Raw genomic sequence first — 23,773 nt, 5'->3', positions numbered from 1 at the left:
CCGCCATGAGGTTGCGCACGATCGCGGTCGGGTTGGCGCTCGCCGGCTGTGGCCGCATCGGCTACGAGCCGACCTCGACCGACGGCGGCGACGTCGACGTCGCCGTCGACGCCGGCCCGATCGGCACGTTCATGGCGTGCGACGCGCCGGTCCTGCTGATCGACCTCGGCGACACCGGCGCCGGCGGCGCGTCGTCGTTCTACCTGGACGTGGCCGCGACCACGACCGGGTTCGTGGCCGGGTGGCAGGCCGGGAGCACCCAGACCCACACCAGCGGCCTGGCGATCTCGTCCGACGCCAGCGGCCCGTACCTGCACACGATCCAGTCCGACTCGATGCTCACCGTCAAGGAGGGCCCGATGGCGCTGGCGGCGATCGGCGATCAGGTGCTGCTGGGCGTCGACGACGTCAACGCCGACGCGCTCAAGGTGTTCCCGCTGGCCGAGACCGGCTACGACCGCGGCGGCGAGGTGCGGATCGACGGCTACCGCGCCCGCGGCCACGACTGGGTCACCGCCGATCCGGCGCGCGGCCGGTTCGTGGTCACGGCGGCGGCGTCGACCGGCGGCGAGACCGTCGCGTTCACGCGCGACCTCGACGGCAACGCCGCGACCGGCCCGGCGCCGCTGTTCCCGGTCGACACCGAGAGCGTCGCGGCGCGGCCGTTCGGTGGCGGCTTCGCCACGATCACCGGCAACAGCAGCAACTGCGACGTCGTGCTCACCGACAGCGCGCTCGTTGCCCAGGACCTGTCGCGCCAGGCCATCTCGATGACGTGCCACAACGCCAGCCTGGCGCTGTCGCCCGACGCGACCTCGATGGTCGCCGCCTGGAACTGCGACAACGACGCGGTCTGGACCACCGGCGGGCCGCCCACCGGCGCGCTGCCGCCGTACCACGCCGTCTACGGTGACGGCACCAACTCGGCCTCGAACCCGCGCCTCGGCACCACCTCGGCCGGCGTGTGGTTCGCGTTCCAGGTCACCGGCGATCGGCTCGGGCGCGCGCTGCTGGGGCCCGACGCCGAGCCGCTGCCGGGCGGCGACGCCGCGATCGTCTACACCTCGACCGGCTTCCGCGCCTACGACCTGGCCACCCACGGCGACGACGCGTTCCTGTTCTGGATCGAGGTCAACGCGTCGATCACGCAGCTGTGGTCGATGCGCCTGTGCCCGCCGTGATCGGGGGCTGACGGTGCCGAGCCTGTTCGGCTACGCCGATCCGGCCGAGCAGGCCGCGATGGTGCTCGATCGGGTCCGGCTCGACGCCTACGCGCGCGCGATCGCCGCGACCGTGCGCCCCGGCGACGTCGTCGTCGATCTGGGCACCGGCACCGGCGTGCTGGCGATGCTGGCCGCCCGGGCCGGCGCGGCGGTGGTCTACGCGATCGAGCGCACCGGCGCGATCGCGCTGGCGCGGACGCTGATCGCCGCCAACGGCCTGGCCGACGTCGTCGTGCCGATCCGCGCCGACGCGCTCGAGGTCGAGGCCCTTCCGCGGCCGCCGCGGGTGATCGTGGCCGAGCTGCTCGGGCACTTCGCGCCGGCCGAGGACGCGCACCGCTTGTACCGGCGCGCGCGGACCTGGGGCACCGCCGACGCGGTGTCGATCCCAGGGAGCTACCGGCTGGTGTGCGCCGCGGCGCGACCGCGCGGCCTCGCCGCCGATCTCGCGGCGCTGGCCGACGTGAGCGGGCTCGATCTCGGCGCGCTCGGCGAGCGCCTGCGCCACCGCGTGACGCTCGCGCGGCTGACGGCCGACGATCTGGTCGGGCCCGAGGTCGCGGGGCCGACGGTCGCGCTGGCCGGGCCGGCGCCGACGACGTTCACGGCCACGGCGCCGGTCACCGTCGACGGCCCGGTCACCGCGATCGCGGTCAGCTTCGTGGCCACGCTCGCGCCCGGGATCGAGCTGACCAGCGCGGTCGGCGCCACCGCGACGCACTGGGTCCAGACCGTGTTTCCGCTCGAGCCGCCGCTGCCGGCCCGGTCCGGCGACGCGCTGACGATCGAGCTGGTGCCGCGGGTGCTGTTCGAGCGCGACACCTGGACCTGGACCGTGCGCAACGGCGCCGACGTGCGGACGATGGACGCGGTCGACGCGCTGGTCGGCGAGCGCGACGATCTGCTGGCGCAGCTGGGCGTGCGCCGCGGCGGCCCGCTGCCGGCGCCACCGCACCTGCGGGCCTGGGCCGCCGCGCTGGGCGCCGAGCCCCCGGCGACGGTCGACGTCGACGCGCTGGCCGCGCGGCTGGCCGCGGCGCTGCCGGCGCAGTTCGGCGCGCCGGCCGAGGCGCGCGCCGAGATCCTCGCGCTCCTGCGCGCGCTCGATCGCGCGGGCTGAGGGCGCGGGCTGATCGCGCCGGCTGAGCGCGTCGGCTGAGCGCGTCGGCTGAGCGCGTCGTCAGCGGCGGTGCACGGTCCAGCGCTGGACCGCGACCTCATCGCGCAGCGCCTTCGAGCGGTAGACGTCGTCCTCGAGGTCCGCGCCCTGCTCGCGCAGCCACGCCGCCACGCCTGGCGCGTCGCAGGTCGCGCGCGCCATCGCGATCTGCCAGCCCTCGGCCAGGGCCTGGAGCTTCGCGGCCACGTTGACCGTGCCGCCGAAGTAGTCGATGTTGGCGTTGAGCCGCACCGCGATGCAGGGCCCGGTGTTGAGCGAGATGCGCAGCACCGCGACCGAGTCGGCGCAGCCGGGCGGGAACCGATCGTGGATCGCCTTGGCGCACCGGACCGCGTCGAGCGGATCGCCGAACGCGCCCATCGCGGCGTCGCCGATGGTCTTGACGACCGCGCCGCGGTGCTCGGCGATGATCCGGAACACCTCGGCGAAGTGGCGGCGGACCTCGACGAACGCCGCCGGGTCGCCGCGGGTCGCGTAGAGCTCGGTCGAGCCGACCATGTCGGTGAACAGGATCGTCTGCTCGCCGATCGCGAGCTGGACGTCGGCGCCCAGGTACTCCTCGCTGAACAGGTCGCGGAAGTCCTGGAACGACAGCAGCCGCCCCGGCCGCAGCGCCACGTCGGACCAGGTGGCGTCCTCGACGATGAACACCGCGTCCTCGGCGCGATCGTTGGCCAGCCGCAGCCGCGGCGTCGACGTCACCGCCGGCGCGTCGGGCGGAGCGCTGGCCTTCCAGTCGACAAGGTCGGCGCCGGCCGGCGCGACGTCGAGGTAGCCGTACTCCTCCGCGCCCTCGACCCGGGCCCGGTAGCGGCGCGGCGCCAGGGTCGGGGCCAGCTCGGCGGTGGCGCCGGCCGGGACCACCCACTGCACGCGGATGTGATCCTTGCGGGCCGGCTCGGCGCTGCAGAAGCTCCGCTCGGGCACGACCCGGATCGAGCGGTGGACGCGGAAGGTGATCTCGATGGCGTTGTCGCGATCGGCGTGCACGTCGATCCGGCACAGCTCGCAGTGGCCGTGGCTGGGCAGCGCGCCGAGCGCCGGCACGCCGCCGGCGCCGCGGCAGTGCGGGCACACCAGGTCCCACGACAGCTCGAGCAGGCCGGCCCGGGTCGCGTGCAGGGACACCGCGAGCAGGCGATCCTCGTCGAGGCCCCAGGCCCGCGCGCGCTCGCGCACCTGGATCCGGCCGACGTCGAGGTCGTCGGCGGTGGTGACGAACTCGACCAGGCGGTCGACGCCGGCGCGATCGAGCCCCTTGGCGATCAGCTCGGCGCGGATGGTCGCGATCCGCGCCAGCGTGTCGGGCGGCAGCGGCGGCGGCGCCAGCGCCAGCACTGGGGCCAGGCTGGTCACCTGGCGATCGAGGTCGGCCAGCACCCGCCGGTAGCCGCGCTCGAGCGAGCCGAACCCCAGCTTGATCGCCGCCGGCGCCGAGCACGCCGCGCGGCGCGAACCCGAAGTAGGCGGTGAAGGTCGACCCGGCGCCGCGCGGCTCGACCCGCTGGACCGCGTGCATCGCGCGCGGGTAGCCGCGCCGGTACACGCGCACGCACTCGAGCCACTCGCCCGCGACCCAGTTCCACGGCACCTCGTGCCACGCGTGGTGGCGGCCGCCGCTGGTCGACGTGCCGAAGCGCCGGCCGTCGCGCTCCTCGAACGTCATCTCGGCGGTGCCGAGCGCGCGGTTGAGCCGCGAGGTGTCGGCGGTCCAGCGCCACACGTCGGCCGGCGCCGCCGCCAGCTCGAAGTGCCACAGGAACTCGAGCGACGGCGCGGCGCCGTGGCGCGGGTCCCACGGGTGCAGGCGGTGGATGTCGTCGAGCGTCTTGGGCGTCATCGGGCTACACTGCCGGGCCGGAGCACCATGGCCACCACGCATTATCGCAGCTGTCCGTTGTGCGAGGCTACCTGCGGCGTCGCGATCGACGTGGACGGCGCCCAGGTGACCTCGATCCGGGGCGACGCCGACGATCCGTTCTCGCGCGGCTACCTGTGCCCCAAGGCCACGGCGCTGGCCGACCTGCACCACGATCCCGACCGGCTGCGCCGGCCGATGATCCGCGACGGCGCGACCTGGCGCGAGGCCGGCTGGGACGAGGCGCTCGAGCTGGTCGCGCGCCGGCTGCGCGCGATCCGCACGGACCACGGCAAGGACGCCGTCGCGGTCTACCAGGGCAACCCGACCGGCCACAACCTCGGCCTGCTCACCTACGGGCAGCTGCTCCTGCGCAAGCTCGGCACCAGGAACGCGTACTCGGCCACCTCGCTCGATCAGCTCCCGCACATGCTCGCGGCGCTGACGATGTTCGGCGATCAGCTGCTGATGCCGGTGCCCGACCTCGATCGCACCGACTGCATGCTCGCGCTCGGCGCCAACCCGCTGGCGTCCAACGGCAGCATCATGACCGCGCCCGACGTCAAGGGCCGGCTCAAGGCGCTCCTGGCCCGGGGCGGGTCGCTGATCGTCGTCGATCCGCGCGCGACCGAGACCGCGGCGCTGGCCAGCCAGCACCTGTTCATCCGGCCTGGCACCGACGCGCTGTTCCTGCTGTCGCTGCTGCACGTGCTGTTCGCCGAGGGGCTGGCGCGGCCGGGCCGCCTGGCCGGCTTCACCGACGGGCTGGCCGAGCTCGAGGCGATCGCGCGGGCCTACCCGCCGGCGCGGACCGCGGCCACCACCGGCATCACGGCCGCGCAGGTGACCGCGGTCGCGCGCGCGCTGGCCGCGGCCCAGCGCCCGGTCGTCTACGGCCGGCTGGGCGTGTGCACCCAGGCGTTCGGCGGCGTCGCCGCGTGGCTGTGCTACGCGGTCAACGTCGTGCTGGGCGCGCTCGATCGCGTCGGCGGGCTGATGTTCACGACCCCGGCCATCGACGCGCTGCCGCTGGCGCGCACGCTCGGCTACGACGGCGGGTTCGCGCGCTGGCACAGCCGCGTGCGCGGCCTGCCGGAGTTCGGCGGCGAGCTGCCGGCGGTGACGCTGGTCGACGAGATCGAGACCGCCGGCCCCGGCCAGATCCGGGCGCTGATCACCAGCGCCGGCAACCCGGTGCTGTCGGCGCCGGGCGGGCCGCGGCTCGAGCGGGCCCTGGCCACGCTCGACTTCATGGTCTCGATCGATCCCCACCTCAACGAGACCACGCAGCACGCGCACGTGATCCTGCCGCCGACGTCGGCGCTCGAGCGCAGCGACTACGACCTCGCGTTCGCGGCCTTCAGCGTGCGCAACGTCGCGCGCTACTCGCCGGCGGTGTTCGCGCGCGGCGACGACCAGCGCCACGACTGGGAGATCTGCGCCGAGCTGGCCGCGCGCCTGTACGTGCCGGGGCCGCTGGTCGACCTGGCGGTGCGCGCGGCCCGGGCGCTGCCGCCCGAGCGTGTCCTCGAGCTGGGCCTGCGGGCCGGGCCGCACCGGCTGTCGATGGCCAAGCTGCGGGCCGCGCCCCACGGCCTCGACCTCGGCGCGCTCGAGCCGCGCCTGCCCGCGCGCCTGCGCCACCGTGATCGCCGCGTCCAGCTGGCGCCGGCGATCTACCAGCGCGACCTGGCGCGGCTCGACGCGACCCTGACCGCGGGTCGGCCGGCCGACGCGCTGACGCTGATCGGGCGGCGCGATCTGCGCAGCAACAACTCGTGGATGCACAACAGCGCCCGGCTGGTGAAGGGCAAGCCGCGCTGCACGCTGCTGATGCACCCCGACGACGCCGGCGCCCGGGGGCTGGCCGACGGCGACACCGCGCGGCTGGCGTCGGCGGTCGGCGCGGTCGAGGTCCCGGTCGAGCTGACCACGTCGATCATGCCGGGCGTGGTCAGCCTGCCGCACGGCTGGGGCCACCACCGCAAGGGCGCGCGCCTCGCGGTCGCCGCCGCCCACGCCGGCGTCAGCATGAACGACGTCACCGACCCGGCCTGCGTCGACGCGCTGACCGGCACCGCGATCCTGGCCGGCCAGGACGTGACGGTCGCGCGCGCGGCCGCGGGAGCGGTGGCGTGACCGCCGCGGCGTCGCTGTTCGAGCAGGTCGGCGGCGACCGCCTGCGCGCGATGGTCACCGACTTCTACGAGCAGGTGTTCGCCGACGTGATGATCGGGTTCCTGTTCGCGGGCAAGGATCGCGCGCGGCTGATCCAGCGCGAGTGGGAGCTGGCGGCGCGCATGCTCGGCGGCGCCGTGCCCTACACCGGCCGGCCGATCCGCGAGGCCCACCGCCACGTGCCGATCCTCGGCGGGCACTTCGATCGCCGGCTCGAGCTGTGGCGCCAGGCCATGGTCGCGCACGCGCTGCCGCCGGCGGCGATCGAGACGCTGATGGCGCACAACCGCGCGCTGCGGGCCCAGGTCACCAACGACCCGACCTCGGACTGCAACCACGAGCAGATCGCCGGGCCCGCGCCGATCGGCGCGCCCGAGCGGCTGATCGGCCTGGGCAAGCGCGGGTAGCCGCGGGCGATCAGATCAGACGCGGCGCATGAACCTGCCGCGCTGGGGGAACGTCGCGTACGCGGTCACCACCAGCGCCGCGCCGAACAGCGACGCGAGCACGGCCGCGGCCTGGGGCGGCAGCCCGTACGTGCCGAACGTCTGGCCGATGTACCCGCCGACCACGGCGCCGGCGACGCTCAGGCTGATCACCGTGACGGTCCCGCTGGTGGTGAGGGAAGGGCTGGCCAGCCGCGCGGCGGTCCCGACGATGACGCCGACGACGAACATCAAGAGCAGGTGCATGGTCGGATCCTCCGCGTCGACGCGAGTGCAAGGACCGATCCCGCGGCGACGGCCCCAGGCCGTCGACCGCGGGGCCCCGCCGAGCGGAGGCGCACACCGAGCGGGCAGCGCGCACGCGCCGAGGGCCTTGCGGCGCGCGCCATGGTGCGCACGATGGCAGGATGACGAATGTCGCGGCCCCCGCGGTGCCGGCCCGGCCGGCGGCCGCGCCCGTCGTCGATCGCGATCTCCGGATCGCGCGCGTGCTGGTGAGCGTGCTCGATCGCCGCGGCCTCGACCCGCTGGTCGGGTTCCTGCTGCCCGGCGTCGGTGATCTGATCACCGCGGTGCTCGGCGGCTACCTGGTGACGATCGCCGTGCGCCGCAAGGTGCCGCCGATCGTCATCGCGCGCATGCTGCTCAACCTCGGGGTCGACGCCGCGGTCGGCCTGGTCCCGGTGGTCGGCGACCTGGCCGACGTCGCCATCCAGGCCAACACGAAGAACCTGGCGCTCCTCGAGGCGCGCACCGCGCGCCGGTCCCACTGGCACGACTGGCTGGCCGTCGCCGGGGCCGCGGCGCTGGCGCTCGGGATGTTCGGGCTCGTGATCTACGGCATCGTGCGCTTGATCGGTGCGATCGGCTGACCTGCGGGCTGCCCCGAGCGCCGTGCGGACCGGAGCGGGGCGTGGTTCCCGGGTACCATGGCGGCCATGGACCTCCGTCGAATGTCGCTGGTCGCCGCCGCCGCCATCCTGGGTGCCGCGGCCTGCGCCGATGACCCGCCCAGCCCGCCCGCCGCCGTCGTCACCCAGGGTGAACTCGAGCTCCGGGTCTGGGACGCGCCGGCCCGGATCGCGGTGGTCCGCGGCGGCGTCGTCTTGTGGCAGACCCTGGCCGGCGGCGACGGCGGCCGTGGCTTCGCCGCCACCCGCGCCACCGCGCCGGTGCTCGGCGGCGTGCCCGGCGGCGTCGAGATGCGCTTCGGCGCGTTCCGGTTCGGCGTCGACGAGGACACGCCGTGGGCCGGCACCCGCACGCTGCGCGAGGTCGTGGCCGGCCCCGACCGCGTCGACTTCGCGCTGCACGATCGCGGCGGCGCGCTGCTCGGCCACGGCGCGGTCGTGGTCACCGCCGACGGTGCTGGCGGCGAGGTCGCGCTCGACCTCGACCTCGCGCCGGCCGGCGGCACCCGGGTCGCGCTCGGGTTCGAGTGCGCCACCGGCGAGCACTTCCTGGGCCTCGGCGGCCAGTCGTGGGCGGTCGACCACCGCGGCCAGACCGTGCCGCTGTGGGTGCAGGAGGACGGCATCGGCAAGCCCGATCTCGACGACGACGTCTACGACGGCATCTGGGCCCTGACGGGCCGCCGGCACTCGACCCACACGCCGATGCCGATGATGTTGTCGTCGCGCGGCTGGGCGCTGGCGGTCGACACCACGCGCCGCGCGATCTTCGAGCTGGGCGACGTCGATCCCGACGAGGCCGTGCTCGAGGTCTGGGACCACGCGTTCGCGCTGCGGCTGTTCGTCGGGCCGACCCCGCGCGAGGCGATCGCGCGCATGACCGCCTGGGTCGGGCGGCCCGAGGTGCCGCCGGCGTTCGCGTTCGCGCCGTGGCTCGACGCGATCTACGGCGAGGTCAACGTGCGCCGGGTCGCCGACGCGCTGCGCGCCGCCGACGTGCCGACCAGCGCGATCTGGACCGAGGACTGGCGCGGCGGCAACGACGAGACCGGCGCCGGCGCTGGCTACGTCCTCGAGGAGGACTGGCGGGTCGACCGCACGATCTACCCCGACTTCGAGGGCCTGGCCGACCACCTGCACCAGACCGGCTTCAAGTTCCTGACCTACGCCAACACGTTCCTCGACATCGAGGCCGACGTCCACGACGAGGCGATCGCGCTCGGCCACACGATCAAGCGCGCCGACGGCACGCCGTACACGTTCACCGGCGTGAAGTTCCGCGACTCGACGATGCTCGACCTGACCAGCCCGGCCGCGGTGACCTGGGCCACGGACGTCTACGACGACGCGATCGCGATCGGCAGCGACGGCTGGATGGCCGACTTCGCCGAGTGGCTGCCGCCCGACGCGACGCTGGCCTCGGGCGAGGACGCGCTCGCGTACCACAACCGCTACGCGGTCGACTGGGCCCGGCTCAACTTCGACCTGCTGCGCGACGCCGAGGCGGCCGACGGCGTCGAGCGCCTGTTCTTCGCCCGGGCCGCGTCCCTGGGCTCGCAGGCCTACATGCACGTGCTGTGGGCCGGCGATCAGCAGACCGACTGGAGCGACGGCGACGGCCTGCCGTCGGTGATCCCGATGGGCATCGGCCTGGGCCTGACCGGCTTCCCGTACTTCGGCCACGACATCGCCGGCTACATGAGCCAGACCACGGTGCCGGTGACCAAGGAGCTGTGGTTCCGGTGGGTGACCTTCGGCGCGCTGTCGCCGGTGATGCGCACCCACCACGGCCGCAGCGCCCGCGAGAACTGGAGCTGGGAGCGCGACGCGGCGTCGACCGCGCACCTGGCGCGCTGGGCCCGGCTGCACATGCAGCTGGTGCCGTACCAGCTGGCGATGGCGGCCGAGGCCGCCGCGACCGGCGCGCCGCTGTTCCGGCCGTTCGTGCTCGACTACCCGACCTGGGCGCCGGGCTGGACGATGATGGACGAGTACCTGCTCGGCGATCGCATCGCCGTGGCGCCGATCCAGGTCGAGGGCGCGACGAGCCGCGCGGTCGCGCTGCCGGCCGGCGCCTGGTACGGCCTCCTCGACGGGGCCGCGGTCACCAGCGACGGCGCTGCGCCGATCACCGCCACCGCCGCGATGGCCGAGATCCCGGCGTTCGTGCCCGACTGCACGCTGCTGGCGATGTACCCGCCCGAGGTCGACACCGTCGTCGACGCCGCGCCCGCGCCCGGCCTGGTCACCGCCGCCGCGATCGGCGACGACCGCGAGGTGTGGCTCTACCCGTGCGCCGGCGCGCCCGGCGCCGCCGCGACGCTGACCGAGGCTGGCGGCCTCACCTACGCCCGCGGCCCCGGCCCGCTCACCACCACCGGCGCGCAGTGGAACGGCGCCCCGGTCACCTTCTCCGCCGACGGCCCCTGGCTGGTCGCCGACGTCGTCGGCCCCGGCGCCCTCACCGCCGGCGCCGCCGAGCTGCTGCGCGTCACCGGCGGCGCCGCGACCCGCCAGCTGCGCCTGCGCCTCGTGGCACCGTAGCTCTGCGGCCTCGCGGGCGGCGCCGGCGGCTGGACTGATCGCGCTCAGCCGATGGCCTGGTGTGGGACCGTGACCGGCGCGAGCAGCTCCCAGAAGGCGCGCTTGCGGGCCAGGGGCTCGGGCGCCAGCGCGTCCTCGGCCCGCTCCGACAGCTGGACGTACAGCAGCCGTCCGACGTCACGCATGATCGGCGGTGCCACGACCTCTGCGACGCGCTCGCGCCCGCCGATCGTCGCCAGGTGCTCGGGCGCCAGGTACGTCCCCCAGCCCGGCGGACGGGTGAAGCGGCTGCCGAGCCACTCGCGGGCCATATTGACGCGATGGATCTCGTACCGCGGCACGTCGCGGTGCTGTCCCTTCGGGAAGGGCCCACCACCGGTGTGATACAGCAGCGACGCGAGCGATGATTCGTTGTCGCTGGCGAGAATGACCGCATTCGGTGTCTCGATGGCCTCGCTCAGCTCATGCATCAGGTCGACCCACGCGCCGATCCTCTCACCGTCGACGAGGCACAGCGCCCGGGCCTCGAACGGGTAGGCGAGCCGGCTGGTGCCCGGTTGGCCATCCTGGCCGGAGTCGACGTGGAACCATGTGTGGTTGCTACGATGCTGGTCGCTCGCCACCAGGTTGGCGCCCATGGTCTCCGGTGACCGCAGCAGGTCGCGCACTACCGCGAAGCGCTCGCTGGCCGGAATCCGGCCCTTGGGCCATCGATACAGCGACCGGCCTGGAAACTGGGTGGACCGCACCAGCGATGGCCGCCACGGCCACCGCTCGTCGGTGAGCAGCCGCGCGACGCGCTCGACCAGGGCGTCCGATCGGTGGATCGCGATCTTGTGGACCGCGTAGTAGCCGAGCGCGATCTGCGTCATTCGCTCTCCGAGACGTCAGACGATAGCTCATCGATCTTCTCGCCGAACTCGTCCTTCACCGTGCCCGAGCAGAACTCATAGTACACTACGTCGGTAGCGATGCGCAGCTTGTCGTCGGGCGCACAGGGTTTCATCGCGGGATAGCTCTCGAACAGCCCCTTGCGGTCGCGGATGAACCACTCCTCGAAGCCTCTCATGTAGGCCTCGACCTGCCGCGGTCCCTCATCCTTGCCGCCGGCGCTATCGGGCTTGACCTCGACGACGCGGCAGGTGCTGCCTGAAACCACTACGCAATCGGCGCGACAGCCGGAGCCCGGACGGATTGCATTGTTGCAGTACTCGACCTTCACTTCTTTGTACTGGCAGCCGATCCCGTTCGCGATCTCGTCGTGGCGCTTGTTGCCCCAGTCCAGACGGGCCTTGACCCTTGGGTTGTTGGCGCCGAGCAGTTCGTAGTTCTTTAGCTTCTCAAGGATCTCGATCTGCTTAGTGACGCCGTCGCGGACCTCCTTCGAACCCTTATACTTCTTGAGCTTGTCCTCGTTGGATCGATCGCGCAGTCGATCGCCTTGACCGAGAAGGGTGCCGTGCGCGCCGGCGATGTCGCGCGCCCACTTGTCTGCTACTTCGGCGACCTTCTGCCTAACGGTATACTCTCCGGACTCGCAGATCGCCTTGCGGATCTCGTCACGCGTTGTGCTCGATAGTTCGCGCACCTTGCGCGCCTCCCTGAGCCAAGCGTTGTAGTCTCTCTTGAGCTGGGTGACCGTGTCCTTCGTCGACATCGTGTACTTCTTCATGTCGTCGAGAGCCTTCTCGACGTCGGGGTGCTTCTCGCCCAGCGTTAGCCGCGGGCACGCCCTCTCAGCGGCGGCATAGCGCTCGCGCCAGTAGTTGTGAATGCTATTGATTGCCGAGGACATGTTCGACGACAATTCCGACCACTCGCCGTCGCTGACCGAGAACCGCGCGTACGAGGCATAGTTTGCCATCTCGCTGTCGTTGCGCTTCCACGTCTCCATCAGCGGTTGCCACACCTTCTGGTACTCGTTGGCCTTCTCCGGTAGCTTGGTTCTGGCCTCGTCGTAGTCCTCGGGCTTGGCGACGTAGTTGCGGATCAGCGTCTGCAAATTCGCCTCGTCGTTGGTACACCTGTCGCCGGCGCTATCAGCCAATCGCTGTCCCTGCTTGAGTTTGCCCAGGTGCTGCGCCGCCTGGCGGAAGTCGCTGATGTAGCGGGGGTAGCGCGACACGATATCGTTGGCCTTGGAGTCGCCGCCCTTGACGTCGTCGAGTTTGTCGACCAGCGAGTCGACCGTGCTGATGTACGACAGCGCATCCCGCAGGTCGCTGTCGTCGCTGTCCGACTCGAACCCGGATAGCTTGTCGCCGGCGTCCTCAACTGCCTCGTCGATGTCCTCGATCAGTTCCTTGCGCCTGCCCTCGTTGCCGTCCTCGTCGGCGATGGCGATGCCGCCAATCAACGCACCCAGCACCACGAAACTCCCGAGCGCCATCTTCCGCATCTGATCATGCTACCACGCTGGCTCAGTCTCTTCTTCGGCGTCGCCGAGGCGTCCGGGTATTGCGAGCGCGTCAGCCAGTGGCGCGCACGGACTTCAAATTCAGGGGGAATCGCCTCTTCAGGATGAACCGGCGCGCGCCAATTCGCGGCACTGAGTCATCGGTGTTCACCCCGGTGGGGTGCCCTGCGGGCGCGGAACGCCCAGGGACGGTATCGCAGCGTCGAGCGAGGCCTGAGCCGAACGTGAATGCCAAGGAAGACCTCGCTGACTCCGCTGACTCCCGTCGCGTGGCCTCGGCGATCTTGGCCTGCCACCGATCCGGGCGCTCCAAGGAGGTGCACCCGAGCTACCTTAGATGTCCCCGCGTGCGTCGCTGGCTGGTGGTTCCGGCGGTTCCGGCAGGATATCCACCATCAGCTGAACTAAAGCTCTCGGGAACCGAGGCTTGTGCCGACCGCGTTGCGGCTCTCGATAGATCGCGTAGAAACCGCCTTGAAGAGGCTCAAGCGCAGCGACGATGCGCGGCGCGAGTTCGCCGAGAATCAGTCGCGTCTTTGGCCTGTTCGTCGTGTACCAGTTCCAGACCTCGGTCGTGTCTGGTCCTGCGTTTCCTTCCCTGATCGCCTCTGCGACTTCGGCGGCGCCCGAATCCATCATGATCACGGTAGTCAGGGGATCGCCTTCGGTCCAGCCGAGCCTGTGGATCGCTCGCCGTAGCGCGCAGAACTCAGCTTCATCGAGGGCGCGCAGGATGTTGATCAGTTCGCGGTAGGTGCGCCGATCTGGGGTTCTGGTCTTGAGATAGCGTCGCGTCAGTAGCGCGAGGCTCGGCACCACGATCTCATCGACCGCTTCGAGTGCCGCACGGACGCTTTCATTCACCGCTTCGCGAACGAGCATCCCGTGGTCTCCTCCGAGTGCCTTCTCGAGGTCGGCCGCGAACGTCTCAGCCTCGCTGTCGCTACCGACGAGCCATTGGGCCCAGCGTTCTCGTCGGTGTTCCCGGATATTGGCTTCGGAGTCGCGGAGCACTTTGATGATGGTGCCGAGGACTGGGACTTTGTCGACGATGGCCTTGGCGCCGGCGCGCGTGACGCCTGGTAGCGTGATCGTCAGTTCCGAGCGCGTGTCTGGTCCATCCGTCATCGCAGGATTCTACGTCTAGATCGGTTCGGCGACAGCCTCTGCTTCTTGCTTCTTGCTTCCTGCTTCCTCCGCCCGGGTCTCCCGAACTCCCCGGGTAGCTCCTGAGTCGCCCCGATAACCCTCGCGCTGCACGCCCTTGCGCAGCGCCACCTCCCATCGTCTTGGATTCCGTGCGGTTCCACACGATGCCGCCGGTGTGTTCGTTTCTGCGCTATTTTCGCCAATCCTCACCCAGCCAGGTGGGACGAACGGCGCAGCGGCGGCCTTGGCCTGTTGGAGATCAGGTCGCTCCGCGGGCTGGCGGCGCCGGCGACGGCGCTCGCTACGCGGCCTGGCGGGCGGCGGCGGCGGCGGCGAAGCGGCGGACGATCTCGCCGGCGGGCTCGATGGCGGTGATGCCGCCGACGCTCTTGCCGGCCTGGAAGAAGTCCTTGTAGCTGACGCCCTGCAGCGAGGCGCGGCGCAGCTCGAAGATGCTCTTCACGCTGTAGTACATGCGCGCGTAGTGCTTGAGGCGCGGGTGGCGGAGCGCGCGCTTCATCAGGAAGCTGGCCTGGGTGCCGACCTTGTCGATGTACGGCGTCTTGATCACCGCGACCGGCACGCCCGAGATGCGCTCGCTCAGCACGATGTCCTCGGGCCGGGCCCGCACGATCGCCTGCTTGTAGTCGGCGTGGGCGGTGCACTCGGTGGTCGCGATGAAGCGGGTGCCGAGCTGGGCGCCGGCGAAGCCGAGGTCGAGCGCGCGCACGAACGCGGCCTCGTCGCCGACGCCGCCGGCGCAGACCAGCGGCACGCCCAGATCTCCGAGCTCGGCCCAGAGCTGCTCGGGCGAGCGGTTGCCGGCGTGTCCGCCGGCGTCGCGGGTGACGCAGATCAGGCCGTCGACGCCGCCGGCGAGCGCGCGGTCGGCCCACTTGCGCTCGGTCACGTCGTGGTAGACGACGCCGCCGACCGCGTGGACCTTCTCGACCACCCAGCGCGGATCGCCGAGCGCGGTGACGAAGAACCGCACGCCCTCCTCGAGCGCGACGTCGATCCAGCGCCGCATGCGGTCCTCGTAGACCTTCGACGACTTCTCGACGATCGCGTTGAAGCCGATCGGCTTGTCGGTCTGGGCCCGGATCCAGCGGATGCCCTCGCGCAGGTCGCGCTTGTGCACGAACGTCATCGAGATCGGCTGGATGATGCCGAGCCCGCCCGCGGCGGACACCGCGGCGATCAGCTCGGGGTTGCTGCACGGGTACATCGCGCCGCAGATGAGCGGCACCTCGATGCCGGCGTGGCGCGTGAAGGCGGTCTCGAGCGACATGGGCCGGAGCCTAGCAACGGCGACGGGCCGCGCTCGGGGCTGATTCGCGCAAGTAATGCATGTAAGCCAAGGTCGCGGGCGTCCGCCGAGATGGCCTCAGGGATCGGGCGCGTGCGGTCACCGCGCGGGCGCGTGCACGAGGTGCGGTCTGAGCGCCGCGCGCCGCACGAGTTGCGCGTACCAGGCCGCAGGCGCGCCGTCCGGGTTGCACACACGCGCCGTACGCGCGGCCGCGCGCGTGGCACGCGGCTTGAAACTGGGCCTGGCTGCCTCGCCCCATCCGAGGCGGAGTCCCCATGAAGCGCATCGTGATCCTGGGTGCGGGCACCGCCGGCACCATGATGGCCAACCGGTTGGTCCGCGTGCTGCCGCCGAGCTGGCACGTCACCGTCATCGACCGCGACGACGAGCACGTCTACCAGCCCGGGCTCCTGTTCATCCCGTTCGGGATGTACCGCGACGACGAGCTCAGCAAGTCGCGGCGTCGGACCCTCGACGCCCGGGTCGACCTGCGCCTGGTCGGGATCGATCGGGTGCTGCCCGACGAGCGCAAGGTCCGCCTGGCCGACGGCGAGGCCGTGGCCTACGACTTCTTGATCGTCGCCACCGGCAGCCGGATCCTGCCCGAGGCCACGCCCGGGCTCACCGGGGTCGGCTGGGGCGAGTCGGCGTTCGACTTCTACACCACCGAGGGCGCGCGCGGCCTGCGCGGCGCGCTCGAGCGCTTCACCGGCGGGCGGCTGGTGCTCAACGTGGTCGAGATGCCGATCAAGTGCCCGGTGGCGCCGCTCGAGTTCCTGTTCCTGGCCGAGGCGTTCTTCACCGAGCGCGGCCTGCGCGACAAGGTCGAGATCGTCTACGCGACGCCGCTCGAGGGCGCGTTCACCAAGCCGGTGGCCTCGGCCCACCTGGGCGGCATGCTGGCCCGGCGCGGCATCGGCGTGACCGGCGACTTCGCGACCGCCGAGGTCGACGGCGCGCGCCGCGTGCTCAAGGCCTACGACGGCCGCGAGGAGCCCTACGACCTGCTGGTGACGATCCCGCAGCACGGCGGCGCCGAGGTGATCTCGGCCTCGGGGCTGGGCGACGGCAGCGGCTGGGTCCCGACCGACAAGCACACGCTGGCCGCGCGCGACCACGACCGCACGTTCGTGCTGGGCGACGCGACCGATCTGCCGTCGTCGAAGGCCGGCGCGGTCGCGCACTTCCAGGCCGACGTGCTGGTCGACAACCTGCTGCGCGCGATCGACGGCCGGCCGCCGGTGCCGGACTTCGACGGCCACGCCAACTGCTTCATCGAGACCGGCTACGGCAAGGCCATGCTGATCGACTTCAACTACACGACCGAGCCGCTGCCGGGGAAGTTCCCGCTGCCCGGCATCGGGCCGTTCACGCTGCTGGGGGAGAGCGAGGTCAACCACTGGGGCAAGCTGGCCTTCAAGTGGATCTACTGGAACCTGCTCCTGACCGGCAAGGAGCTGCCCCTCGAGCACCGCATGACCATGGCCGGCAAGCAGGCCGCGTGACGGAGGACGTATGACTGAACTCCAGACCATCACGGCCCGGCTCGACGCGCTCACCGCGCAGGTCGAGTTCCTGGTCGAGCGTGAGCGCCGACGGGCCGAACTCTACGACGAGCTGGTGCCGATCGGCCGGGTCGCGATGACCGCGGCGATCGCCCGGCTCGACCGGCTCGAGCAGGACGGCACGCTGGCGTTCGTGCGCGAGCTCGGCGGCATCGGCCAGCGCGTGGTCGAGCACTTCTCGGCCGCGGACGTGCGCCAGCTCGGCGAGGCCGTGGTCGTGATCCTCGAGACCGTGCGGTCGCTGACCCAGCCCGACGTGCTGCGGGTCGCGGCCGACGCCGGCGACGCCATCCACAGCGCCGAGGCGACCAAGCCGCTGGGGCTGTTCGGCATGATGCGCGCGACCAAGGACGAGGACGTCCAGCGCGGCATGGCGGTGATGATGGAGGTGCTGCGTCGGGTCGGCCACGGCGTCAACGCCATGGCGGCCAAGCAGCAACAGACCGATGACAAGCAGGCCAAGCTGGCCGAGATCCTCGGGCCCCGGCGCAAGAACCGAGCGCTCGGCACCGAGCGGACCGCGCCGCCCCGGGCGCTGCCGTCGCCCCCGACCGTCCGGCCGGCCCCGGCGGCTCCGGCGTGCGCGGCGCCGTCGAGCAAGCCCGCGGTCGCGGCCGGCGTCGTCGACGGCGTCGAGGTCACCGCCGACGGCAACCTGGTCGACGCCGCGGCCTGGACCCGGGCGCTCGCGGCCGCGATCGCCAGCGCCGAGCGCGTCGCGCTGACCGACGCCCACTGGGCGGTGATCGACGCCGCCCGCGCTGACTTCGCGGCCACCGGCGCGTCGCCGAACATCCGGCGGCTGACCCAGGTGGCCAGCGTGACGACCAAGGATCTCTACACCCTGTTCCCGCGGGCGCCGGGGCGCACGATCGCCAAGGTCGCCGGCCTGCCCAAGCCCGCGGGCTGCCTCTAGGAGTCGTCCATGACCACCGCCAACCGCAAGGTCGCCATCATCTGCTCGAAGGCCGGGCTCGACGAGTCGTACCCCGCGCTCATCCTCGCCAACGCCGCGCGCCAGTCGGGCATCGACGCGTTCGTGTTCTTCACCTTCTGGGGCTCGACGTCGTCACCGAGGACAAGGTCGATCACCTGCACGTCAACCTGGCCGGCAACCCGGCGTCGGGCATGCCGACCATGCTCGCGGGCCTGCCGGGCATGGAGAGCCTGGCCGGGCGGATGATGCGCAAGCAGATGACCGAGCTGTCGCTGCCGACCGTGCGCGAGATGCTGCAGATCCTCGACGACGCCGGCGCCGAGCTGTACGGCTGCGAGCTGGCGATGCAGATGTTCAAGCGCAAGAAGGAGGAGCTGGTGCCGCAGGTGAAGGACATCATCACCGCCGGCGACTTCTACGACCTGGCCGAGGGCGCGCAGATCATCTTCACGTGATCACTCCAGGGCCGCGATCCGCGGCTCGACGTCGGCGATCGGGGCCTCGGCCTCGGGCGCGGCCCGCAGCTCGACCGCGGTCGGGAACGCCTCGGGCTTGAGCTGGCCCAGCTCGCGCTCGCACAGCTTCGACCAGCTCGAGAACCACCCGAAGTCGGTCGAGGCCTGCAGGCACTGCCCGTACCCCACCAGCGCCGCGTCGACCAGCGGCTCGGCCCGGGCCTCGAGGGTCGCGCAGTACTGATCGACCGCCTCCTCGTACGGGCGCAGGTCGGCGGGGATCTCGGCGGTGAACAGCGCGTCGGCGAAGTTCTGCTGGAGCTGCCCGAACCGCGCGGCCGCGGCGATCGCCGTGGCCGGGTCGCGCACCTCCTTGACCAGCGCGACGTACCGGCGCGCGATCGCGCCCGACCGCTGATCCTTGGCGCCGTACCACTGCTCGAACCGCGTCATCGACCGCGCGGCCACCGCGGGGTGGCGCGCGTCGAAGTCGAGGCCCTGCGGGAACCTCAGCGCCAGGAACGCCTCGTAGTCGACCTCGGCCTGCTGGAACCGGGCCTGGGCGTAGTAGTGGCGCGCGATCTTGTCGTCGGCGCCGGACCGCCGGGCGCCGGCCTCGTACGCGGCCACCGCGGCGGCGAACGCGGCCTGCGCCTGCTTCACCTTGCCGGGGTCGCGGGCGATCACGGTCAGCTTGATCTTGGTGTCGGGGCCGCACTGCGTCCGGACCGCGGCCAGCGCCGCCCGCGCGCGGCCGCGCACCGCGACCGCCCGCTCGCGCGTGACCTTGACGCACGAGCCGTCGACGCCGGCCACCGGGCAGCTCTGCGCCCACAGCAGCTGGCCGATGCGCGCGTGGGCGATGACGACCTTGGCGGAGCCGCCGGCCTCGCGGTAGCGTCGGAGGTAGGCGCGGTAGTGGTCGAGCGTGGCGGCGGTGTCGCCGCGCTGCTCGTAGATCGCGGCCAGGCTCCAGAACGCGTCGGCGGCCACCGCCGGCTGGCCGCGCGTGAACTTGCTGATGAAGTAGGTCGTGTCGGCGACGGCCTGGGCGTCGTCGCCGGTGCCCTTGCGGTAGAGCACGGCGTCGTTCATCAGGTCGCGGGCGTCGGCGGCGCCGGCGTGCTTCCGGGCGTACTCCTCGAACATGCCGGCGGCGCGGTCGTAGTACGCGACCTTGGCGTAGACGCCGCCGAGCCGGGCCAGGGCCTTGGCCGCCTGCGGGCTGGTCGGGAAGCGCGCGCGCAGCTCGGTGAAGGTCTCGATCGCGATCGACAGCGACCGCCCCTGCTCGAAGCACAGGCCGGCGTTCCAGAGCAGCTCATCGGCCCGGGCGGCCTCGGGATCCTTGTTGAACAGCTCGAGGTAGGCCGCGCCGCACGCCACGAACGCGCGCAGGTCGCCGGACGCCTTGGCGGTCCGCTCGAGCGCCTCGGCCCGCCGGCGGGCGTCGATCACCTGGATCTCGGCGACGCGTCGGCCCAGCTCGGATCGATCCTGGTCACCGCCGGCGGTGAGGAACCTCGGGTGCGCGGCGAAGTACGCCGCCCACCGCGTGACCTCCGCGTCCTGGTGCGTCGTGATCAGCAGGTTCAGCAGCAGGTGCGCGGCGTAGTACGCGGTCTCGTGGCCGGGGTGGTCCTCGATCAGCGCGGTGAAGCGCGGGATCGCGAGCTCGGCGTGGCCGAACCGGCGGTACAGGTCGCCTTGCAGGAACAGCATGCCGACGCGCTCCGGATCGGCGGGATCCTTGACGTAGGTCAGGTAGTCGTCCATCGCGGCCAGCAGCGCGCGCTCGGTCTCGGGGATCGGGCGCGGGGTCGGGGCGCGCGCGTCGGCGTCGGCGTCGATCGGCTCGAGCCGCGGGCGCGGGTCGACGTCGAGCGCGTTCTTGAGCGCGCGCACCGCGGCGTCGGCCGACTCCTTGACCAGGCCCGGCGCGACGTCGCCGCGCTTGACGACCGCGGTGAACGCCGCGGCCGCGTCGCGCCAGCGCACGGTCTTGCGCCGGGCGTCGGGCTCGCCGTCGGCGCGCAGCCAGCCGAGCTCGGCCCGGTAGTACGCGGTCTCGCCGGCGTCGGGCGCGCGGTCGAACTGCGCGAGGTACGCGTCGTAGAGTCGGCCGGCGCCGTCGAGCAGCGCCGGGTCCTTGGCCTTGGCGCCCTCGCTGTGCCAGGCCCGCGCGAGCTCGCCGGCCATGGCCGCCGCGTCGTCCTTGCACGCGCGGGCCGCGGCCGCCGGGAGCTGGGCGGTCTTGGCGAGCGCGCCCCACAGCCGCACCAGCCGCGCGATCTCGTCGGCCCGATCGGCGACCGTCGCGCCGGGCAGCGCCAGGGTCGCGCGGGCGACGTCGGCCTGCCACGCGCACACGTCGGCGTCGCCCGGCGCCACCTTGATCAGCTGCCGCAGCGCGAAGATGGCCTTGTCGTTCTTGCCCTGCTCCACGTACAGCTCGGCGAGCCGGGCCAGGAGCGCCTGGGCCCGCGCCGGCTCGATCTTCTGGAACGCCGGCCACGCGCGCTGGACCTGGCCGAAGTCGGCGTAGGCGCGCACGAAGTCGTTGAGCGCGGCGTTGTGCAGCGTGGCCTGCGCGGCGTCGCCGGCGGTGTCGCGCGCGACCTGGAGGAACTGGCGGCCGGCGTCGTCGGGGCGGCCCTGGTTCAGGAACACCCAGCCCAGCCGGTAGGTGGCGTAGGCGTAGACCTTCGCGCTCGGGAACTGCAGCACCTTGCGGTAGAAGGCCTCGGCGTTGTCGAGCTGGTCGACGCCGAAGAAGTAGTCGGCGAACGCGAGGTAGGCCTCGGGCACGTACGGCGACTGCGGGTGGTCGTCGAGCAGGCGCTTGTAGACCTCGCGGCTGGCCGAGCCGTCGCCGGCCTGGGCCAGCGTGTACGCGAGCGCGAACAGCGTCTTGTCCATGCGCGGGTAGCCGCGGTAGCGCGGCTCGTCGGCGAGCGCGCGGTAGGTCGCGACCGCGTCGCGCTGCGCGGCCGCGGCCTGGCCCCGGTGGTCCTGGGCGTCGCGGCGCAGCTGGGCCTTGGCGCCCGCGGCGGCGCGATCGGCGGCGATGGCGAGCTCGGTGGCCTTGAGCCGATGGTAGCGGCTGTTCTGGCCGTGCAGCTCGGCCAGCCGGAAGTGCAGGTCGGCCTGCTCGTTGACGTCGGCGTGAGCGCTCTGGGTGATGAGCTCGCGCAAGAGGTCGATCTGCTGCTGGTGGATCGGCACCAGCTTGCCGTGGATCGCCAGCGCGTCGTCGGCGGTCAGCGGCCGCGTCGGCGCGGCGGCGTCGGCGGGCGGGCGCGGCGGACGCGCCCGATCGCGCGTGGTCACCGGGACCTTGACCGGGGTGGTGCGCTGGTAGCGCGTGGCGTCGGCGTCGGCGCCCGCGGCCACGGCGGCGAGCGAGACCAGCGACAAGAGCGATGTCGAGACACGGCGGCGCGAGCCAGCCATCGGCAGACCTCCGGGTGGACGCGGACCGCCACGCGGGGCCCGGCGCAGGCGAGGAGGCCGCGCGCGCGCCGAGGTTGCACGCCCAGCCGCGAAAACCGTCGCGCGCCCGCGCGGGCAGCGCGGGGATATCCTCGCCCGACCATGACCACGCCCGCTCGCCCCCGTCCCACATCGCGGTCCGTGCCCGCCGTCCAGGTCGCGCTCGTCGCGCTCGTCGCGCTCGTCGGTCCGGGCGTCGCGGCCGCCCAGGTCGCGGCCCCGGCCGCGCCGACGGCGGCGCCCCCGTCGGCGCGGTTGCCGTCGGAGATCCCGGCCACGTTCACGCCGGTGACCAGCGCGTTCGACCACGAGCTGCGCGACGTCATGATCCCGATGCGCGACGGCGTCAAGCTGCACACCGTGATCGTGGTCCCGCGCGGCGCCGCGGGCGCGCCGATCCTCCTGACCCGGACGCCGTACGACGCGAGCCAGATGACCAGCCAGCGCCCCAGCCCCCACCTCGGCGCGGTCCTGCAGGGCTACGACAACGCCACCGACGTGATCGTCGACGGCGGCTACATCCGGGTGATCCAGGACGTGCGCGGCAAGCACGGCTCCGAGGGCGACTACGTGATGAACCGGCCGCTGCGCGGGCCCCAGAACCCGACCGCGGTCGATCACGCCACCGACACGTTCGACACGATCGACTGGCTGGTGAAGAACGTCCCCGAGAGCAACGGCCGGGTCGGCATCCTCGGCATCTCGTACGACGGCTTCACGCCGCTGATGGCGCTGATCGATCCGCACCCGGCGCTCAAGGTCGCGGTGCCGATGAACCCGATGGTCGACGGCTGGATGGGCGACGACTGGTTCCACCACGGCGCGTTCCGCCAGATCGGCGCCTCGTACATCCACGATCAGGAGGCGACCGCGAAGAACGCGCAGACGTGGTGGTCGGGCGTCACCGACGACTACGAGCTGTTCCTGCGCGCGGGCTCGGCCGGCGAGCTCGGCCGCCAGCACGGCCTCGACCAGCTCGGGTTCTGGCAGAAGCTGCTCGCGCACCCGGCCTACGACGGGTTCTGGCGCGACCAGGCGGTCGACAAGCTCCTGGCGGCGCGCCCGCTGACCGTGCCGGTGATGCTGGTGCACAGCCTGTGGGACCAGGAGGACATCTACGGCGCGCCGGCGGTGTACCGGGCGCTCGAGCCCAAGGACACCGGCAACGACAAGGTGTTCCTGGTGCTGGGCCCGTGGCACCACGGCCAGGCGATCAAGGACGGCAGCGCGCTCGGGCCGATCCGCTTCGACAGCGACACCGCGCTCACGTTCCGCCGCGACGTGCTCGCGCCGTTCCTGGCCCAGTACCTCAAGGACGGCGCGCCGGCGGCCAACCTCGCGCCGGTGACGGCGTTCGAGACCGGCACCAACGCCTGGCGGCGGCTGGCGGCGTGGCCGGCCGGCTGCGCCAGCGGCTGCACGATCAAGCCGACGCCGATCTACCTCGCGGCCGGCGGCGGCCTGCGGTTCGCGGCGCCCAAGGCGGGCGAGGCCGGCGCGACCGAGTGGATCTCCGACCCCGCCAAGCCGGTGCCGTACCGCGCGCGCCCGATCGACGGCACGACCTGGCGGCGGTGGCTGGTCGACGATCAGCGCGAGGCCTCGGGCCGCACCGACGTGGCGGTGTTCGTGTCCGAGGTGCTGACCGCGCCGACCCCGATCAGCGGCCAGCCGATCGCCAACCTGATCGCCTCGACCAGCGGCACCGACGCCGACTGGGTGGTCAAGCTGATCGACGTCTACCCCGACGAGGTGCCGGCCCAGCCCGAGCTCGGCGGCTACCAGCTCATGATCTCGGCCGACATCTTCCGCGGCCGGTACCGGCAGGGCTACGAGGTCGCCCGGCCGATCGCCGCCGGCAAGGCGCTGCGCTACCGGTTCACGCTGCCGACCGCCAACCACGTCTTCCAGCGCGGCCACCGGATCATGGTCCAGGTCCAGTCGAGCTGGTTCCCGCTCTACGACCGCAACCCGCAGACCTTCGTGCCCAACATCTTCTGGGCCAAGCCCGCCGACTACCGCAAGGCCACGCAGCGCGTCCACCACGCGCCCGGCCGCGCCAGCTTCGTCGAGCTGCCGCTGGTCACGCGGCCGTGATCGGCGCGCG

15 protein-coding genes and 2 pseudogenes are annotated in these 23,773 nt (G+C 72.5%); 10 read left to right on the top strand and 7 right to left on the bottom strand.

The window, feature by feature from the left end:
• Positions 1-5: 5 nt before the first annotated feature.
• Both IPL61_32585 and IPL61_32580 read left to right on the top strand, forming a co-directional pair.
• On the top strand, positions 6-1,181 hold the full coding sequence (locus tag IPL61_32585; protein ID MBK9035935.1) for a hypothetical protein: 1,176 nt from the start codon (positions 6-8) through the stop codon (positions 1,179-1,181).
• 58 nt (positions 1,182-1,239) lie between these two features.
• Positions 1,240-1,455, top strand: a pseudogene (locus tag IPL61_32580) (50S ribosomal protein L11 methyltransferase).
• A gap of 948 nt (positions 1,456-2,403) precedes the next feature.
• On the opposite strand, the gene IPL61_32575 reads toward IPL61_32580, so the two are convergent.
• The gene (locus tag IPL61_32575; GenBank protein MBK9035934.1) at positions 2,404-3,783 is read right to left on the bottom strand and encodes an adenylate/guanylate cyclase domain-containing protein; all 1,380 of its coding nucleotides are present in this window, start codon (positions 3,781-3,783) and stop codon (positions 2,404-2,406) included.
• 487 nt (positions 3,784-4,270) lie between these two features.
• Between IPL61_32575 and IPL61_32570 the strand changes: the two genes are divergently transcribed.
• Both IPL61_32570 and IPL61_32565 read left to right on the top strand, forming a co-directional pair.
• Positions 4,271-6,400 (top strand): molybdopterin-dependent oxidoreductase, encoded by a 2,130-nt coding sequence (locus IPL61_32570; protein MBK9035933.1) that lies wholly within the window; start codon positions 4,271-4,273, stop codon positions 6,398-6,400.
• The gene (locus IPL61_32565) at positions 6,397-6,846 is read left to right on the top strand and encodes a group 1 truncated hemoglobin (GenBank protein MBK9035932.1); all 450 of its coding nucleotides are present in this window, start codon (positions 6,397-6,399) and stop codon (positions 6,844-6,846) included. The genes IPL61_32570 and IPL61_32565 overlap by 4 nt, the downstream gene beginning before the upstream one ends.
• A gap of 15 nt (positions 6,847-6,861) precedes the next feature.
• Here the strand turns inward: IPL61_32565 and IPL61_32560 are convergent, their stop codons facing one another.
• Positions 6,862-7,131, bottom strand: a complete 270-nt coding sequence (locus IPL61_32560; protein MBK9035931.1) for a GlsB/YeaQ/YmgE family stress response membrane protein — start codon at positions 7,129-7,131, stop codon at positions 6,862-6,864.
• A 161-nt stretch (positions 7,132-7,292) separates the two neighbouring features.
• Between IPL61_32560 and IPL61_32555 the strand changes: the two genes are divergently transcribed.
• Positions 7,293-7,757 carry a DUF4112 domain-containing protein gene (locus IPL61_32555; GenBank protein MBK9035930.1) on the top strand — a complete coding sequence of 155 codons (465 nt, stop codon included), beginning with the start codon at positions 7,293-7,295 and terminating at the stop codon, positions 7,755-7,757.
• Positions 7,758-7,823: 66 nt separating this feature from the next.
• Positions 7,824-10,340, top strand: coding sequence for a hypothetical protein (locus IPL61_32550; GenBank protein ID MBK9035929.1), 2,517 nt, complete (start codon positions 7,824-7,826; stop codon positions 10,338-10,340).
• A gap of 44 nt (positions 10,341-10,384) precedes the next feature.
• On the opposite strand, the gene IPL61_32545 is transcribed toward IPL61_32550, so the two are convergent.
• The 4 genes from IPL61_32545 to IPL61_32530 form a co-directional block, all read right to left on the bottom strand.
• On the bottom strand, positions 10,385-11,212 hold the full coding sequence (locus IPL61_32545; protein MBK9035928.1) for a hypothetical protein: 828 nt from the start codon (positions 11,210-11,212) through the stop codon (positions 10,385-10,387).
• Complete coding sequence (locus tag IPL61_32540) at positions 11,209-12,738, bottom strand: hypothetical protein (GenBank protein ID MBK9035927.1); 1,530 nt, start codon at positions 12,736-12,738, stop codon at positions 11,209-11,211. Before IPL61_32540 ends, IPL61_32545 begins: the two co-directional genes overlap by 4 nt.
• 351 nt (positions 12,739-13,089) lie before the next feature.
• Positions 13,090-13,884, bottom strand: coding sequence for a hypothetical protein (locus IPL61_32535; GenBank protein ID MBK9035926.1), 795 nt, complete (start codon positions 13,882-13,884; stop codon positions 13,090-13,092).
• A gap of 322 nt (positions 13,885-14,206) precedes the next feature.
• Positions 14,207-15,196 (bottom strand): nitronate monooxygenase, encoded by a 990-nt coding sequence (locus IPL61_32530; protein MBK9035925.1) that lies wholly within the window; start codon positions 15,194-15,196, stop codon positions 14,207-14,209.
• 296 nt (positions 15,197-15,492) lie between these two features.
• Between IPL61_32530 and IPL61_32525 the strand changes: the two genes are divergently transcribed.
• The 3 genes and pseudogenes from IPL61_32525 to IPL61_32515 all read left to right on the top strand — a co-directional run bounded on the left by IPL61_32525 (position 15,493) and on the right by IPL61_32515 (position 18,174).
• Positions 15,493-16,722, top strand: a complete 1,230-nt coding sequence (locus IPL61_32525; protein ID MBK9035924.1) for an NAD(P)/FAD-dependent oxidoreductase — start codon at positions 15,493-15,495, stop codon at positions 16,720-16,722.
• Between the two features lie 10 nt (positions 16,723-16,732).
• Entirely contained in the window at positions 16,733-17,698 is a 966-nt protein-coding gene (locus IPL61_32520; protein MBK9035923.1) for a TusE/DsrC/DsvC family sulfur relay protein, read from the top strand.
• 9 nt (positions 17,699-17,707) lie between these two features.
• Positions 17,708-18,174: pseudogene (locus IPL61_32515) on the top strand (DsrE/DsrF/DrsH-like family protein).
• Here the strand turns inward: IPL61_32515 and IPL61_32510 are convergent.
• Positions 18,175-21,627, bottom strand: a complete 3,453-nt coding sequence (locus IPL61_32510; protein ID MBK9035922.1) for a tetratricopeptide repeat protein — start codon at positions 21,625-21,627, stop codon at positions 18,175-18,177.
• A gap of 141 nt (positions 21,628-21,768) precedes the next feature.
• On the opposite strand from IPL61_32510, the gene IPL61_32505 reads away from it, so the two are divergent.
• Entirely contained in the window at positions 21,769-23,763 is a 1,995-nt protein-coding gene (locus IPL61_32505) for a CocE/NonD family hydrolase (protein MBK9035921.1), read from the top strand.
• The last annotated feature ends 10 nt before the right edge of the window (positions 23,764-23,773 follow it).

The organism is Myxococcales bacterium, from assembly GCA_016717005.1.
Taxonomy (GTDB): Bacteria; Myxococcota_A; Polyangia; order Haliangiales; family Haliangiaceae; genus UBA2376.
The sequence above is the reverse complement of the archived record's forward strand: the minus strand, read 5'-3'. Positions and strand labels throughout refer to the sequence as shown.